This is a genomic window from Labrys sp. HAY1-8F, from assembly GCF_056754975.1.
On sequence record NZ_JBPGWZ010000002.1, the window covers coordinates 1,427,520 to 1,443,514 of the forward strand.

13 protein-coding genes are annotated in these 15,995 nt (G+C 64.0%); 8 read left to right on the forward strand and 5 right to left on the reverse strand.

All coding sequences use genetic code 11. The features are described 5' to 3' along the window. Nucleotides 1–4: 4 nt before the first annotated feature. Nucleotides 5–2,917 (reverse strand): bifunctional [glutamine synthetase] adenylyltransferase/[glutamine synthetase]-adenylyl-L-tyrosine phosphorylase, encoded by a 2,913-nt coding sequence (locus ACR9ZN_RS15610; protein WP_481272622.1) that lies wholly within the window; start codon nucleotides 2,915–2,917, stop codon nucleotides 5–7. A gap of 72 nt (nucleotides 2,918–2,989) precedes the next feature. Here ACR9ZN_RS15610 and ACR9ZN_RS15615 point away from each other — a divergent pair, with 72 nt between their 5' ends. After that, a complete protein-coding gene (locus tag ACR9ZN_RS15615; protein WP_481272623.1) occupies nucleotides 2,990–3,634 on the forward strand; it encodes a CHAP domain-containing protein in 645 nt (214 codons plus the stop codon). Here the strand turns inward: ACR9ZN_RS15615 and ACR9ZN_RS15620 are convergent. The 3 genes from ACR9ZN_RS15620 to ACR9ZN_RS15630 all read right to left on the reverse strand — a co-directional run bounded on the left by ACR9ZN_RS15620 (nucleotide 3,596) and on the right by ACR9ZN_RS15630 (nucleotide 7,581). Further along, complete coding sequence (locus ACR9ZN_RS15620) at nucleotides 3,596–5,044, reverse strand: sensor histidine kinase (protein ID WP_454814891.1); 1,449 nt, start codon at nucleotides 5,042–5,044, stop codon at nucleotides 3,596–3,598. The genes ACR9ZN_RS15615 and ACR9ZN_RS15620 overlap by 39 nt on opposite strands. 72 nt (nucleotides 5,045–5,116) lie before the next feature. Further along, nucleotides 5,117–5,797: a response regulator transcription factor gene (locus ACR9ZN_RS15625; protein WP_434957309.1), complete on the reverse strand. Its 681-nt coding sequence runs from the start codon at nucleotides 5,795–5,797 to the stop codon at nucleotides 5,117–5,119. Nucleotides 5,798–6,042: 245 nt separating this feature from the next. Next, nucleotides 6,043–7,581, reverse strand: a complete 1,539-nt coding sequence (locus ACR9ZN_RS15630) for a Do family serine endopeptidase (protein WP_454814893.1) — start codon at nucleotides 7,579–7,581, stop codon at nucleotides 6,043–6,045. 368 nt (nucleotides 7,582–7,949) lie between these two features. On the opposite strand from ACR9ZN_RS15630, the gene ACR9ZN_RS15635 reads away from it, so the two are divergent. From ACR9ZN_RS15635 to ACR9ZN_RS15665, 7 genes are all read left to right on the forward strand, one after another. After that, nucleotides 7,950–8,480: an RNA polymerase sigma factor gene (locus tag ACR9ZN_RS15635; RefSeq protein WP_481272624.1), complete on the forward strand. Its 531-nt coding sequence runs from the start codon at nucleotides 7,950–7,952 to the stop codon at nucleotides 8,478–8,480. A 65-nt stretch (nucleotides 8,481–8,545) separates the two neighbouring features. Next, nucleotides 8,546–9,484 carry a FecR family protein gene (locus tag ACR9ZN_RS15640; RefSeq protein WP_481272625.1) on the forward strand — a complete coding sequence of 313 codons (939 nt, stop codon included), beginning with the start codon at nucleotides 8,546–8,548 and terminating at the stop codon, nucleotides 9,482–9,484. Nucleotides 9,485–9,752: 268 nt separating this feature from the next. After that, nucleotides 9,753–12,356 (forward strand): TonB-dependent receptor, encoded by a 2,604-nt coding sequence (locus ACR9ZN_RS15645; protein ID WP_481272626.1) that lies wholly within the window; start codon nucleotides 9,753–9,755, stop codon nucleotides 12,354–12,356. A gap of 126 nt (nucleotides 12,357–12,482) precedes the next feature. Continuing rightward, nucleotides 12,483–13,478, forward strand: coding sequence for a tonB-system energizer ExbB (exbB, locus tag ACR9ZN_RS15650; RefSeq protein WP_481272627.1), 996 nt, complete (start codon nucleotides 12,483–12,485; stop codon nucleotides 13,476–13,478). A gap of 5 nt (nucleotides 13,479–13,483) precedes the next feature. Beyond that, nucleotides 13,484–13,921, forward strand: a complete 438-nt coding sequence (gene exbD, locus ACR9ZN_RS15655; protein WP_454814901.1) for a TonB system transport protein ExbD — start codon at nucleotides 13,484–13,486, stop codon at nucleotides 13,919–13,921. After that, nucleotides 13,918–14,802: a TonB family protein gene (locus ACR9ZN_RS15660; RefSeq protein ID WP_454814903.1), complete on the forward strand. Its 885-nt coding sequence runs from the start codon at nucleotides 13,918–13,920 to the stop codon at nucleotides 14,800–14,802. Before exbD ends, ACR9ZN_RS15660 begins: the two co-directional genes overlap by 4 nt. Nucleotides 14,803–14,985: 183 nt before the next feature. Further along, a complete protein-coding gene (locus tag ACR9ZN_RS15665; RefSeq protein WP_441772035.1) occupies nucleotides 14,986–15,495 on the forward strand; it encodes a Dps family protein in 510 nt (169 codons plus the stop codon). Between the two features lie 39 nt (nucleotides 15,496–15,534). On the opposite strand, the gene ACR9ZN_RS15670 is transcribed toward ACR9ZN_RS15665, so the two are convergent. Continuing rightward, nucleotides 15,535–15,993, reverse strand: coding sequence for a cytochrome c-type biogenesis protein (locus ACR9ZN_RS15670; protein WP_481272628.1), 459 nt, complete (start codon nucleotides 15,991–15,993; stop codon nucleotides 15,535–15,537). Between the last annotated feature and the right edge of the window lie 2 nt (nucleotides 15,994–15,995).

Consider the following 15,995-nt stretch of genomic DNA (forward strand, 5'->3'; position numbering starts at 1 on the left):
GGCCTTACTTTCCGCCGACGATCTGCTTGAAGATATCCCGCACCTGGGTCTGCGTCACCCCGATGACGGCGTTGAGCTCGTCGAAATCGCTGCATTCGGCCACATGGCTGAGCAGGATCTTGCCGGTCTCAGAGGTCTTGTCTGGATCGAGATTGCCGCCGACGCAAAAGCGGATCACCTGGGAAAGAGCGGTGTAGAGCCGCCAGGACTCGGTGAGGCGCCGATGCGCCGTCTTGGCCAGCACGCCGGCCTCCATTGCCTTGTCGAGAGCCCGGCCGGTATTGACGTCGAGTATCGCCGGATGCTCGGCCGCATGCAGGAGCTGAAGCGTCTGGGCGATGAATTCGATGTCGACCAGGCCGCCCCGGGCATTCTTGAGGTCCCAGGACCCACGCCCACCCTTCTCGCTTTCGAGCAGGGCCCGCATTTCCGCGACATCCTTGAGGATCCTGCGGGGCTCGCGCTTCACGGTGAGGATCCCTGCGATCGTTTCCGCGACCAGCCGCCCGAACTCGGCATCTCCGGCGACGACGCGCGCGCGCGTCATCGCCATATGCTCCCAGGTCCAGGCTTCCTTGAGCTGATAGTCCCTGAACCCATCGATATGGATGGCGACCGGCCCCTTCTGACCGGAAGGGCGCAGCCGCATGTCGACGGAGAAGGCCGTCCCCTCCCCCGTCGGAGCCGAGAGGGCGGCGATCAGCCGCTGCGTCAGCCGGGCGAACCAGACCGAAGGCGCGATCGAACGTGGCCCGTCGGTTTCGACGGCATCGGGATCATGGTCATAGAGCACGATCAGGTCGAGGTCGGAGGAGGAGGTCAGTTCCCACCCGCCGAACTTGCCCATGGCGATGATGCCGACACGGGCGCCGGGGGGGCTGCCATGGGCCTGCTTCAACTCGGTGATGACGAGATCGAGCAAGGCCCTGACCACGGCCTGTGCCAAAACGGTGATCTGCTCGCCGACCAGCAGGGGATCGAGTTCCCCGGAAAGCAGGCGGGCGCCAAGCACGAAAATGCGTTCGCGCACGAAAATGCGCACGAGGTCGAGCTTGTCCTCGTAGCTCTCGCCCGTCGCGAGCGCGCCGGCGAGGCGACCGTCGATCCAGGCCTGTGCGTTGAACCCCTGAGCATCGCTTCCCTCCGTGCCATGATCGAGCAGGCCGTCGAGCGCATGAGGGCGCCGCACCAGCACCTCGGCCAGGCGCGGCGCTACGCCAACGATGCGGGCGAGCACGGAGAACAGCTTGGCGTTGTTGCGCAGGATCGAGAAGAGCTGGTAGCCGGAGGGCATGCGGGCGAGCAGCCCGTCGAACACGAACAGGGCCTTGTCGGGCCTGCCCTCCTTGGCCAGTGCCTGCAGCAAGGCGGGCGTGAGCTCGGTAAGATCCTCGCGGGCCTTGGCCGAGCGCATGGCAGGGTAGCGCCCGTGATGCCAGCCGCGGATCATCTCCGCCACCTGCGAGGGCGAGGCATAGCCCAGGCGCTCCAATGTCTTCAGGGTCTCCGGGTCGTTCTCCTTGCCGGTGAAAACCAGGCTGCCGACGTCGCTGGCGAGCGGCGCCGATGCCTCGAACAAGCGGGCATAATGCTGCTGCACGGTTTCCAGGCGGGCAACCAGCGCCTTGGAAAAGGCGCCCACATCTGCATAGCCGGCAAAGCGGGCAAACTCCAGCAGAGCCGTCTTCTCCGTGGGCAGGCTGTGGGTCTGCTCGTCCGCCATCATCTGAAGGCGATGTTCGAGCCCGCGCAGAAAATCATAGGCTTCGGTCAACTGGTCGCGCGCCTGCGGCGTGATCCAGCTGGCCTCCTGCAAGGCCGCAAGCATGGCAATGGTGCCGCGTCCCCGTAGATCGGGATTGCGGCCACCGGCGATCAACTGCTGGGTCTGCACGAAGAACTCGATCTCGCGGATGCCACCGCGACCGAGCTTGAGATTATGCCCGGCCACGGCGATCGCCTCATGACCCTTATGGGCATGGATCTGCCGTTTCATGGCATGGACGTCGGCAATGGCGGCATAGTCGAGATGACGCCGCCAGATGAAGGGCACCAGCCCGGCGAGGAAGCGCTCACCCAGCGCGATGTCACCGGCGCAGGGGCGCGCCTTGATCATGGCCGCCCGTTCCCAGTTCTGCCCGACGCTTTCATAATAGCCATAGGCAGCGGGAAGCGAGATGGCGATCGCGGTGGCACCCGGATCGGGGCGCAGGCGCAAGTCCACCCGGAAGACATAGCCGTCCGCCGTGCGTTCGGACAACAGCTTGACCAGCCCCTGGGTCAGACGCACGAAGAAGGGCGCCGGCTCCAGCCCTTCGCGCAGGGGCGCCGTTTCGGGATCGTAGAGGACGATCAGGTCGACATCGGATGAATAATTGAGTTCGAACGCCCCCTGCTTGCCCATAGCCAATGCCACCAGACCGCAATCCCTGTCCGGATTTTCAGGGTCGACGGGCAGGAAGCGGCCTGCGGCAGCCGCCTCGCGCAGCAGGAAACGCAAGGCCAGCGTCGCGCTTTCGTCGGCAACACGGGTCAAGGCCGTCGTGACCTCGGCGAGACACCAGGCGCAACCGAGATCGGCGATGCCGATCAACAGGGCAGCCTCCTGCTTGAGCAGGCGCAACGCCCGCATGGCTTCGGCGATATCGGCCGCGGCGCTGCATTGGGCCCTGGCCCGCGCAATCGCCTCTTCGAGCACGGTCTCGGGTGCTCCGGCCAGGATACGCTCCAGCCGCACCGGATCAGCCAGAGCCAGCCCCCACAGGAAGGGCGAGGCCGTGGCAAGGCCGGCCAGCACGGCATGGCCCGGTCCGCCTTCCAGCGCCGCGGCCACGGCGGGCTGACCGACCGGATCCAGGGCCTCCGCCAGATCGGCGAAACGGGATTTGACACGAAGTTTGTCTTCAATGGGAATCATGCCGCCGCCTCGCCACAATCTTTCGGTCTTTCTCGTTGTTCCTTCGCGATAGCATTGACCCGGAAAAATCGCATGCGCAAATGGCTGATGTTGAGTGCTCTTGTCGTGGTTCTGTGCGGCACGGGCGCCTATGTCTTTCTGCGCGGCTTCGAATGGAAAGGCAGCCCTTGGGCGAACGGCACGGCGATCGAGAGCCTGGACGGTGTTGCCGTCTATGACAACGGCCCGATCTTCACCGTCTCCCATGGCCGCCATTATGCCGGCGACGGCACCTATTTTGGCCAGAAATGGCAGTGTGTCGAATTCATCAAGCGCTATCTCTATCAGGCTCGCGGCCATGTCATGCCCGATGGCATGGGCCACGCGATCAGTTTCTTCGACGAGGAGACCCCGCATGGGGCGCTCAACCTCAGGCGCGGCATGCTGCAGTTTCGCCAAGGCGAGACAGAGCCGCCGCGCAAGGGTGATCTAATCGTGTTTGCCGGCGCCGGCGGCTATGGCCATGTCGCCATCGTTGCCGCAACCGGCGACGATTTCGTCGAGATCGTGCAGCAGAATGCCAGCCCGGCCCGCCAGCGCCTGGTACTATCGCGCAGCAAGAACATCGGCGGCTTCCTGGTCGAGCACGCGTTGCCCACCCTGGGCTGGCTGCGTGCCCCTACCCTGTTTGCAGATGAGTCAGGGCCGCAGGCGCAGGCCGGGGCGGCGCAGGGCTAGCCTGGACTGGGCCGATTCTTCGGCGGGCTTGTCGGGCAATTCCAGCACCACGCGTAGGCCCGGCTGATTATCCTCCAGCCGGATACTGCCGCCATGCAGCTTCACCATGGCGGAGACGAGCGCCAGGCCAAGGCCGGAACCGGGACGCGTCCGGCTCGACTCCAGCCGGACAAAGCGTTCGAGCACCCTCTGCCGGTCGGCCTGTGGAATGCCGGCGCCATGATCTGCCACACTGAGAATGATGCGGCCCTCCCGCTTCTCGACCGCAATCGTCACGTCACCGGCTGGTCCGCCCTCCTCCTTGGGGCTGTATTTGAGGGCGTTGTCGATGAGATTGGCCAGCGCCTGGCTGACCAGTTCGCGATTGCCGCGCAGCGGTAGGGGCGACTGCGCCGCTACCACGATCCTGGCACCGCTCTCCTCGGCAACGGGTTCATAAAGTTCCGCCACCGCATGTACGGCCTCGGCGACGTCGAACTCGCTGAGCGCCCCGTCGATGCGGCCTCCTTCGGCCCGCGCGATCATCAAGAGCGCGTTGAAGGTACCGATCAGCTTGTCCGATTCCTCGATGGTACGATCGAGCGCGGTACGGTAGGCGTCCTCGTCCCTGGCCGTGCGCAAGGCCTCTTCGGCGTGGTTGCGCAGACGCGTCAACGGCGTCTTGAGATCATGGGCGATGTTGTCGGAAACTTCCTTGAGGCCGGCCATCAACTCCTGGATGCGGTCCAGCATGGCGTTGGTCGTCGAAGCCAGCCTGTCGAATTCGTCATCCGTTCCCGCAACCTTGAGGCGCCGGGCAAGATCGCCATCGATGATGGAGCGGCTGGTGGCATTGATATCGTCGAGACGATGCAGAACGCGCCGCGCCACGAACCAGCCGCCCGCCACGCCAAGCAGCATGATCAGCCCGACCGACCACAGCGCCGCGTTGAACATGATCGCGCGCACGCGGCTCTGCTCGTCGAGATCGACGCCGACCAGCAGCTTGTAGCCATCCTGCAGGGCGAAAACCCGCACCAAGGCCGTGCGGGGCCCGGCCTTGCCGCCATCGTCGCGACGATAGGGAATATTGCTGAGACCCGGCTTGTCGAGCACGCCGTCCGGTAGTTCGGTGACATTGCCCGCAAGCGCTTCTCCCTGCGGCGTGGTAAGCAGATAGAGCAGCGACCCCGGCCTGCGGGTGCGGGCCTCGATGGTGGAGGCCAGCAGCATCACGCCGCCCTGGGCATATTCGTCGCTGAGACCGTTGATTTCGCTGTTGATCGAATTGCTGATCTGCGAGCCGAGCAGGCGCTGCGCATTCCAGAAGAAATAGCCCAGCAGCGAGGCCGCAAACAGCGTGAACACCAGGAGATAGGCGGCCATCAGCTTGAAGGCCGTGGTTCGGATCAGTTTTCGCAGTCCGGTCACAGCCAGTCTTTCCGAGTCCGCCTCCGATGCGGTGTTCCTGGTGCTCACGCCTGAAAACTCTGCCGGGACAGCTTACTTGGCACTGTCGCGGATCATGTAGCCCGCCCCGCGGATGGTGTGCAGCAGAGGCTTCTCGAAACCCTTGTCGAGCTTGGAGCGCAGGCGCGAGACATGGACGTCGATGACGTTGGTACCGGGATCGAAGTGATAGTCCCAGACATGCTCGAGCAGCATGGTGCGCGTCACCACCTGGCCAGCATTCTTCATGAGGTATTCCAGGAGCCGGAATTCGCGCGGCTGGAGGTCGATCTCTTCGCCTGCCCGCTTGACCACATGGGACAGACGGTCGAGCTCAAGATCGCCGACCCGATAGACCGTTTCCTCACCCTTGCCGGCCCGCCGGCGCGACAGCACCTCGACCCGGGCCAGAAGTTCCGAGAAGGCATAGGGCTTGGGCAGGTAGTCGTCCCCACCGGCCCGCAGCCCCTTGACCCTGTCATCGACCTCACCGAGCGCCGACAGGATTAGGGCCGGCGTCTGCGTATCCTCGAGGCGCAGACGCGAGATCATGGAAAGACCGTCGAGCTTGGGCAGCATGCGATCGACGATCAGCACGTCATAGGGGCCATCCTTGGCCATCGCATAGCCGCTCAGACCATCCGCGGCATGGTCGGCAATATGTCCCGCTTCCGAGAAGGCCTTGACCAGGTAAGCAGCTGCGTCGCGGTCGTCCTCGACGATCAGAATACGCATTTTGGTTTCAGACTCAGTCACGTTTTGAGTTGAAGGCGTCTGAGACGAGCTTTGCCACATTTCCAGGTCACCTCATAGGGGCGCAATGACCTGCGCCCTGCAGCATTCACATTCATATTCAAAAATGCAGCCCCCCCCAACTCTCCTCCGACCGAAGGAGACGGGATGGGGTCCGCATAGGATCTGAACCGCAAATTGATCCGGTTGCCCATACCGGGCAACCGGATCAGTCTTCAGCGGTCGGATCAGACCTTGCCGATCGGCAGGGCGACGAAGTGCAGACCGTCATTGTTCTTCACGCGCAGCAGCACGGTGCGCTTGGAGTCGGCCTTGGCGCTCGAGAGGATCTCGCGAACCTCACGCACATTGCTCACCTGCTTGCCGGCAATGTCGAGGATGACATCACCCGGGCGCAGCGATTCGGAGGCAGGGCTGCCCGGATCGACGTCGGTCACCACCACGCCGGCCTTGCCGGCACCCGCCACGGCCGCAGCAGGAGCGAGTTCGACACCCAGACCGGCGAGCGAGCTCTTACCGCCTGTGTCGTCATCCTGCAGAGACCGCGCATCCGCCAACTGCTTGTCGCCCGGCAGCTTGCTGGTCTCGACCTTGATGCTCTGCTCCTTGCCATCACGCCAGACCGTCAGGTCGGCGGTCTCGCCGGGCTTCACATCGGCAATCGCACGGGCCAGCTCACGGGAATCGGCGATTTCCTTGCCGTTGACGGCCGTGATGGCGTCACCCGACTGCAGGCCGGCCTTGGCGGCGGGGCCATTCTTGGTCACGTCGGCGATCAGGGCACCCGAAGCCTTCTTCAGGCCGATCGAGTCGGCGATATCCTGGTTCACCGGCTGGATCTGCACACCGATATAGCCGCGCGTCACCTGGCCGTCGGATTTGAGCTGCGAGACCACGCGAGAAACCGTCTCGGCGGGAATGGCGAAGCCGATACCGATCGAACCGCCGGACGGCGAGTAGATCGCGGTGTTCACACCGATCACGCGGCCGGAGAGGTCGAAGGTCGGCCCGCCCGAATTGCCGCGATTGACGGGAGCATCGATCTGCAGGAAGTCGTTATAGGTCGAGTTGTTGAGGTCGCGGCCGCGGGCCGAGACGATGCCCGCCGTCACGGTGCCGCCAAGGCCATAGGGATTGCCGACGGCCAGGACCCAGTCGCCCACGCGCGGCTCGTTCTGCATTTCGAGCTCGACATAGGGGAATTTGACAGCATCATCCTTGACCTTGAGCAAAGCCAGATCGGTCTTCGGATCGACGCCGATCACCTTGGCGGTATAGGTCTTGCCGGCATCGGTAACGACATCGACTTCCTTGGCATGGTCGACGACATGGTTGTTGGTCACGACATAGCCGTCAGCCGAAATGAAGAAACCGGACCCCAGCGCCATGCCGAACTGCTTGCGAGGCCGGCCGGGCTGCATATTGCCGCCGCCACCCGGGCCGTTGAAGAAGAACTCGAACGGATTGGGCGGCGCACCGTCATTCTCATCGTCCGAGACATTGGCGTTGGTCTCGGTCTTCACCTTGATGGAAACGACGGCGGGACGCACCTTCTGCACGATGTCGGCAAAGCCGGGCTGGGCGACCTGGCTCTGGGTCTGCGCGAAAGCGGGTGTGACAGGCGGCATGACCACGAAGTTGCCGGCAACCGCGCCGGCGACGCCGAGGCCGAACACGGCAGCCATCAGGCGCGTGCGGCGCCGGGCGAGAATGCCGGATTTCGCCTGCACGTCCCTGGGCTTCATGTCATGATCAGATGAATTCATCGTGATAGGCTCCATAATGACTCGGCCTTCCGTTCGGAGAGGCCGGTCGCCTTTGCTTCAGCGCCCCCATTCAGCGCCGTTGCCGGTGACAATGCCCTGACCAACATTACGACTCTTTTTCCGTGGGATTACTCTTTAGTAAGTCGCCGCTTTTTTCTTGAGGCGCCCATGGTGCCACGGGAGCACCCGTCTGCATCGCCTCCAAATGAACATGGATCATATGTCGCGCGATTTCAGCGCCGCTTAGAACCCATCTAAATTATTGATGTTGCAGGGAAATTATTGATATAGTATCAGATCGCGACATCACTTGACGCGCATCGCTTGGATGAAGCGCGGCTTTCGCTTCCCTTCCCGATGCAGCGCCGATGACGACGATCACCTCGCCCGACACCCGTGACGACCTGATGTCGCTCTATCTGCGCCAATGGAAGGCGTTGCGGGGCCTGTTGCGGAAGCGGAGCGGTTCCCACGATCTGGCCGAGGAGGCCGTGCAGGAGACCTGGCTGCGGCTGGCGGACATGAAAAATCCGCGTGCACCCATTCAGGATCCCCAGGCCTTCCTGCTGCGTGTCGCCGGCAACATTGCCATCGATCTCGTCCGCAAGGAGCGGCGGCACGCCGCCCACTGCATCAGCGACGAGATGATATTGGCGGCGGTTGCCGACAGCGCCCCCAGCCCCGAGACGATCACGATCGATTGCGATCAGTTGCGTTTCCTGGCGATCGGGCTATCGAAGCTGGCTCCCAAACCGCGGGCGGCGTTGCTGTTGAGCCGTTGCGAAGGGCTCTGCCATCGCGACATTGCAAGCCGTCTCGGTGTTTCCGAAAGCATGGTGGCGCGTTATCTGGTCCAGGCCTTGCGTCATTGCCGCGACCATTTCCGTGCCGCCATCTGAGCTTCCTCGTACGATGGCGTGTAGAATGCGCCGCCGCGGAAAATCCCTAGAATCGCGACAGACAGATGGACCCAGGCACCACAAGAAGGCAGGCGGATCTCGCGCTCAGCGATGCCGCGATAGATTGGCTGGTGAAGCTGCATTCCGGCCGGGCCGGCAAAGCCGACCATGAGGCTTTCGCGTCCTGGCGCAAGCAGAGCTCCGAGCACGAATTGGCCGCCCGCGAAGCCGAGACGATCTGGCATAGCATCGGCATTGCCGGGAAGAAGGTTCAGCGCAGTGCCCGCGCCAAACTGACAAGGCGGGCTGTGCTCGGCGGGGTGGCGATCGGCGGATTGGCCGTTGCCGGCTCCAGCCTTCTACGCCCGCATCTGTTCGCCGAACACAGCACCGGCGCCGGCGAGCGCTCAACCATAACGCTGCCGGACGGTTCCACCGCCCTTCTCAACGGCGACAGCGCACTGGACGTCGCCTTCGATGCCGGCCAGCGGCGCCTACAACTCCTCAATGGCCAGGCACTGTTTCAGGTCATGCCCGATGCCGGACGGCCTTTCATCGTGACCGCCAATGGCGGCCAGGCCCGGGCTGTCGGTACAGTCTTCGATGTCGACATCCGCTCGCACGAGGTGGTCGTCACCGTGGTGGAGGGACGGGTGGACGTGATGGCCGGCACCCGACCTGGCTCAGGCGTACTGGCGGCAGCCGATCAGCGGGTGCGTTATGGCGCCGACCGGCAGCCATCGCCGGCCGAGCCCGTCGACGCCGAATCCGAAACGGCCTGGCGCAGGGGCAAGCTCATCTTCAATCGGAGGCCCTTGGGGGATGTCGTGGTCGAGATTGAGCGCCAGCGCCGCGGCAGGATCATGATCGCCAGCGCCCGCTTGCAGTCTCTGGAGGTGACGGGAGTGTTCGATCTCGCCGATCCGGAGTCCATTCTCTCCACCATCGAGGCGACGCTTCCCGTCAAGGTCACGCGGCTGCCCTTCGTCACCATCCTGCATTGAGGCTGTCCGACGACGAGCGCCCGGAACGCCGCTTCGCCCGCCCTGCCGCATCATTTCGAAATTTTCTTCCCGATGCGGTGCAAGATCGCCTCGCTCGTTTCGTCCTCAAGATATGGGGTCTGGCAGGCGTTGCAGACAATGCACGCCCTCCTCCCTTTTGGTCAGCGGGACGGGATTGATGGGCGGCAGAAGATCAGGATATGACAAGGGGTGCGGCTTTGGCGGCTTCACCACAATTGCACTTTTGGGATCGGTATCGATCTGTCTGGTGCTGGGTTCGACGTTTGGTACAGGCGGCCACGCCTACGCCCAACCGTCGCAGCAGGGAAGCATTCGCCTCGACATCCCCCAACAGGGTCTCGGGTCGGCCCTCACCCGTTTCGCCGATCAAGCCGGACTGCGGCTGCTGTTCGCCTCGTCCCTGGTTGCCGACCGGACCAGTCCTGCCCTTTCCGGCAGCTACACCCGCGAACAGGCCCTTTCGCGCCTGCTCGCCGGCACGGGTCTCTCCTACAGTTTCACCAGCGTCAACACCGTGACCATCAGCGGGCGCGCCACCAGCACGGTGGGGCCCGTTGCCGACGACGGTTCGCTGGTGCTCGACGTCATCACCGTGACGGCCAGCAAGGGCGGCAATCCGCAGGAAGCTCCCTATGAGACGCCGGCACCCACCGCCTACATCTCGGAAAAGGCCATTGAGCGCTTCCGGGGGTCGAGTCCGGCCGACATATTCCGGGGCACGCCGGGCGTGACATCGGGCGAAGCGCGCAACGGCGCCGGCGCCATCGATGTGAATATCCGCGGCATGCAGGGCATGGGCCGCGTCGCGGTGACGGTCGACGGCGCCGAAAACGCGGTGACCGTCTATCAGGGCTATCAGGGCACCTCCAACCGCACCTTCGTGGATCCCGATCTTCTCGGTGTCATCGACATCACCAAGGGATCGGACGTCACCTCCAACGGCATTGCCGGCACCGTCGCCATGCGCACGCTGGACGCGGCCGACATCGTGGAGGACGGCAAGAATTACGGCGTGCGATTCCGCGGCGGGTTCGGCACTAACACCTCTTCACCGAAGGCTGGCGCGGTCGCCGGCTACCAGTGGCCTTACGCCTCCTGGGCTCCGCCCGTCGCCACGCCTTCCCCGACCGGCATGAACAGCCCCGCCCTCCTGTCACCGACAAGCGGATCGGGCAGCGTCGTGGCGGCAGTCAAGCAAGAGAATTTCGACCTGCTCGCAGGCTATGCCTATCGCAAGCAGGGCAATTACCATGCGGGATCGAACGGCCCCTCGGCCTATCCCATCCATCTGGGGCCACGCCGCGTCTGTTCCAATCCCTCCTTCTGCGAGAACTACAAGGACTATATCGCGAATGGCGGCATCGCCAATTATCGCGCCGGCGAGGAGGTGCTGAACACCCAGCTGGAAACGCAATCATGGATCGTCAAGGGAACGATGCGTTTCGGCGACGGCCAGAGCATGCAGCTCGGCTATAACGGCTTTCGCAGCGAAGCTGGCGACCTCTTGGCATCGCGGCTTACCAATAACCGGGGACAGGCGGTCCAGCAGGCCCAGACCACCGGAACTTCGGTCGATACCGTCACGTTGCGCTACCGCTGGAAGCCCGAGGACAATGATCTCATCAATCTGAAGACCAATCTGTGGTGGAGCAAGCTGGAGATGCGCAATCCCCTGCGCGCCGGCTACAGGCCGCCCAAGCCGGGGGACTTCCGCTCCGGGTCCGACACGGACATGTGGGGCGCCGAGATCACCAACACCTCCAAGTTCCTGTTCGCCTATGGCTCGGCCGACCTGACCTATGGCGTCTCCTATCGGGGTGAGGACACCCGCCCTAGCCGCGGCACCAAGGAGGCGGAAACCTGGCTGGACCTGCGCGACGGCATCCGCCATGAAGCAGCCGGTTTCGCCAAGGTCGCCTGGAAGCCTGTCGACTGGCTCACCCTCAATGGGGGCCTGCGCTACCAGCATTTCTGGTCCGAGGACCGCAACGCCCCCGAGCAGGTGCGCCCCGACTATACCTACAATACCAGGCTGGCCAAAGGCGGCTTCAGCCCCTCGATCGGGGTAACGCTGGAGCCCATTGATGGCGCCCAGTTCTACGTCAACTATTCCAACGCAATGCGGCTGCCCAGCATCATGGAGTCGGTCTCGGCCTTCACCATGAACGTCAATTCCCAGCTGAAGCCCGAGCGTTCCAGCAATTGGGAGGTCGGCACCAATCTGCGCCGGGAAGGTCTTCTGTCGGCGCATGACAAAGGCATGCTGAAGCTGGGTTATTTCGACTGGACCGTCGACGACTACATCGCCCGCCAATGGTACGCATTCCCCAACGGCTCTTCGGGCATGCGCATCTTCAACATCGACCGCGCCCATTTTTCCGGCCTGGAACTGTCCGGACGCTATGAGCTCGGCGGCTTCACGGCGGACCTTGCGGCCAACTACTACACCAATGTCGAGTTCTGCCGCACCGCCGGAACCTGCGAGAACAAGTCGCTCTATGCCGACTATGCGACCAATCATATTCCGCCCCGCTATTCGCTGGCACTGACGTTGTCCCAGAAGCTGATGGACGACACGCTCACCGTCGGCGGCCGGATTTCCCATGTCGGCGCCCGCGCCATCGGCCATGGCGACGTGACGGCGCAGGGCGCTTCCCAGTTCATCGCCCTGGTCGACTGGAAACGGCACACGCTGGTGGACGTGTTCGCCGAATACAAGTTCAGCAAGAACCTCACGGGCAGCGTCCGCGTCGAGAACCTGACCGACCAATATTACGTCGACCCCTTGAGCCTGGTGCAGCAACCGGGGCCCGGGCGCACCTTCTATGCCTCGCTGACCGCTAAATTCTGACGGCATCGGCCCGAACTCGGTTCGATCGACCGAGTTCGGGCCTTTTTTCCAATGAGATGACCACACCTCCCAGCCTCGGAGCGGGCCCCGACATCCCGGCCGGGATGGGAGAGCAACAGGACGAAGATGTATCCCTACCTCCAGAACCGCTGCCGCCCATCCCTTACCATCCGTCATAACATCGTGGTGGCGTCGGTGCTGCTGCTCCCGCCAGGCGTTGCGCTGGCTCAGGCGCCGGCGTCAGCTCCCGGGTCTCCGGTCGAGCCCGGACAAGTGACACCGCCCGTGCCACCCCTTCCGGCATCCGCACCGGACGCGGCGCCGTCACCGGCGCCCGCCTTCCTCGAAGATCCGATCGGAGCCGTAGGTCACCTGTTCGAAGCGATGCCCGCATCGGGGCCAGGCCACGACCTCTCGCCCTGGGGCATGTTTCTGGCCGCCGATTGGGTGGTGAAGACAGTGATGCTCGGGCTTGCATTCGCCTCGCTGGTGACCTGGACGGTGTGGCTGGCCAAGACAGTCGAGATCGCCTGCGCCGCCGCTCGCGCCAAGCGAGCCCTTGCGGCAATCGCCGGATCGACGGACTTGTCGCAAGCCATGCACGCCCTCACCGGTCGTGGCGGGCCGGGAGCGGCCATGGTGCGCTCGGCGGAGGATGAATTGCGTCGGTCGCTGCCGGCCCTCGACCATGCCGGCAGCGACGGGGTGAAGGAGCGCGTCGCCTCCCGCCTCTCGCGCATCGAGGCGCAGGCGGGGCGCCGGCTGACCCGGGGCACCGGCATCCTGGCCACCATTGGCTCCACCGCACCCTTTGTCGGCCTGTTCGGCACGGTCTGGGGCATCATGAATGCCTTCATCGGCATCTCCCGCACCCAGACCACCAATCTCGCGGTGGTGGCGCCCGGCATTGCCGAGGCCCTGCTGGCGACCGCGATCGGCCTGGTTGCCGCCATACCCGCCGTCGTCATCTACAATCTCTTCGCTCGCGCCGTCGCCGGCTATCGGCAACGTCTGGCCGATGCCACGGCCGCGGTGGAGCGCCTGGTCAGCCTCGAACTGGACCTGCGCCGCATACCAATCCCCGACACCACGGCCGCAAGAGCCGCCATGGCGGCAGAGTGATCGCCATGGCGGGAGGATTGCGCGAAGACAGCGGAATTGAGCTTACCGAGAACCACGAGATCAACGTCACACCCTTTATCGACGTCATGCTGGTGCTATTGATCATCTTCATGGTGGCGGCACCCCTATCGACCGTGGATATCGCCGTCGACCTTCCGGTATCCACGGCCATGCCGGTGGAGCGCCCCGACAAACCGCTCTATCTGACGCTGAAATCCGACCTGTCGCTCGCACTCGGCAATGAGCCGATCCAGCGCGAGACCCTCGCGGCCTCTCTCGACAATTTCACCGCCAATGACAGGCAGGCCCGCATCTTCCTGCGGGCCGACAAATCGGTGAGCTACGAGCAGTTGATGACGCTGATGAACCAGCTGCGCGAGGCCGGCTATCTCAAGATTGCCCTGGTCGGGCTGGAGAGCGTGCCGGAGGACGCGCGGCCGTGACCGATTGGGCCATTACGGATCATGGCAACCGCGCCGCCGATCTGGCGTTGTGGGTTGGTGCCGGCCTCCTCACGCTGGGAATCCATCTGGGAGCGGCGGTCTGGTACCTGCAGCCATGGCCAGCAGCGCCGGCAGCCGATGCGCCCCCACCAGCGATCATGATCGAGTTCGCGCCGATGCCTGAGGCAAGGGAGACCCAGGCGAACGAGATTTCTCCCGATCTGCGCCCGGCGGAACCCCAGGCAGCAAGCGAGGCGGTCACGACACCCAAGGAAGCCGTGCCGCCCGAGCCCGTCAAGGAAGTCCCGACTCCCGAACCGGTGACGGAGGTGGCCAAGCCCGAGCCGAAGATGGAAACGACCCAGACGCCTGTCGAGCAGGCCGAGGTTGCGCTTCCCCAGGAGCGGCCCGTGCAAAAGCAGGCGAAGCAGGAGACCGCGCGCCGGGAAGAGCCAAAGAAGCCTCTCAAGCAAAAGCCGGCCAAGCCTCGTCGCCAACAGGCTCAGGGGGCCTCGAAAGCAGCCGTCGAGGCACAGGTCCAGGCCAGCCAGTCCAGCCGCAATGCCGCCCGGCAAACCAGCTCCAGCCAGGTGTCCGGCCCGGCGCCGGCGCAGTGGCGCTCACAGTTGATCGCGCATCTGGAACGGCGCAAGCGCTATCCCGCCGACGCCCGTTCGCGCGGAGAACGAGGCATCGCCTATGTACGCTTCCGGATCGATGATGCCGGCAACGTCCTCGCCGCCTCGCTCTACCGTTCCTCGGGTTTTGCGGAACTCGATCAGGAGGTGGTGTCCCTGGTCCGCCGCGCCTCGCCTGTTCCGCCTCCCCCAGCCGGCATGAACCGGACGATTACAGCGCCGGTTTTGTTTGATTCAAGATGAGATCGCGCACGAATAACCAAGCGGAGCAGAAAAGATGCCGGGCGGCACGATAGCCGACCAAGTCCGGTCCGCGATGAACCTTGTCGGCCAAGCGATGTTCTATGACGGCCGCCGCTTCCCGTCGCAGGATCCATTACGGATCGGCCGGAGGCGTAGCCACTTCATAGCAAAGGAAATTGCGTAATGGCCAAGGACAAGGCGAAAGCATTGAAGACGGCGGATCTGGGGGTCCCAACCGATCTAGGCTCCAATGCGACCAAGGACTTGTCAGGCGCGCTCACGACGCTGCTCGCCAACGTGTTCACCCTCTATCTGAAGACCAAGAACTTCCATTGGCATGTCTCGGGTCCACATTTTCGCGACTACCACCTGCTGCTGGACGAACAGGCCGAGCAGATCTTCGCCATGACCGACGAGATCGCGGAAAGGGTCCGCAAGATCGGCGATACCACGCTGCGTTCGGCCGGCCATATCGGACGGCTGCAGCGCCTGTCGGACAATGATGCCGATTTCGTCACGCCCGGCGACATGCTTGCCGAGTTGCTCGACGACAACAAACGCCTGATCGGCTTCCTGCGCGAGACCCACGATCTATGCGACGAACACCGCGATGTCGCGACCGCCAGCCTGATCGAAAACTGGATCAGCGAGACCGAGCGCCGGACGTGGTTCCTGTTCGAGACCGGCCGATAGAGAATCGCTCAGGCCGACGGACCCGCGATGGTCCCCGGCCTACCCTTCCCGCTTCAGGATATCGTCGATCCTGGCCTGCTCGTCCGGACTGAGCGGCGCAGGAGCGGCAGCCGGCAGCCGCCGTGTCGATAGGAAGATGGCGATGCCGCCCAGCAGCAATAATATGGGCGGTCCCGACCACAGCGCCAAGGTGCGCCATTCCAGCGGCGGCTTCAGCAGGATGAAATCGCCATAGCGGGCAACCAGGAAGTCCTTGACCGCCGTGTCGCTGTCGCCGGCCTTCAAGCGCTCGCGCACAAGGATGCGCAGATCCTTGGCGAGCGAGGCATTCGAATCGTCGATCGATTCATTCTGGCAAACCATGCAGCGCAACTGCGCCGACAGCGCACGCGCGCGCGCCTCGAGGGCCGGATCAGGCAGAACCTCATCCGGTTGCACGGCCAGGGCCGGCAGCACCATGAGGCCGAGAAAGCAGGCAAGGAGGACGCGCTTCAACATCG

Coding starts and splice junctions, on each gene's coding strand:
- ACR9ZN_RS15615 (WP_481272623.1), top strand. CDS start 2,990: ATGCGCAAATGGCTGATGTTGAGTGCTCTTGTCGTGGTTCTGTGCGGC.
- ACR9ZN_RS15665 (WP_441772035.1), top strand. CDS start 14,986: ATGGCCAAGGACAAGGCGAAAGCATTGAAGACGGCGGATCTGGGGGTC.
- exbB (WP_481272627.1), top strand. CDS start 12,483: ATGTATCCCTACCTCCAGAACCGCTGCCGCCCATCCCTTACCATCCGT.
- exbD (WP_454814901.1), top strand. CDS start 13,484: ATGGCGGGAGGATTGCGCGAAGACAGCGGAATTGAGCTTACCGAGAAC.
- ACR9ZN_RS15670 (WP_481272628.1), bottom strand. CDS start 15,993: ATGTTGAAGCGCGTCCTCCTTGCCTGCTTTCTCGGCCTCATGGTGCTG.
- ACR9ZN_RS15625 (WP_434957309.1), bottom strand. CDS start 5,797: ATGCGTATTCTGATCGTCGAGGACGACCGCGACGCAGCTGCTTACCTG.
- ACR9ZN_RS15610 (WP_481272622.1), bottom strand. CDS start 2,917: ATGATTCCCATTGAAGACAAACTTCGTGTCAAATCCCGTTTCGCCGAT.
- ACR9ZN_RS15640 (WP_481272625.1), top strand. CDS start 8,546: ATGGACCCAGGCACCACAAGAAGGCAGGCGGATCTCGCGCTCAGCGAT.
- ACR9ZN_RS15630 (WP_454814893.1), bottom strand. CDS start 7,581: ATGAATTCATCTGATCATGACATGAAGCCCAGGGACGTGCAGGCGAAA.
- ACR9ZN_RS15635 (WP_481272624.1), top strand. CDS start 7,950: ATGACGACGATCACCTCGCCCGACACCCGTGACGACCTGATGTCGCTC.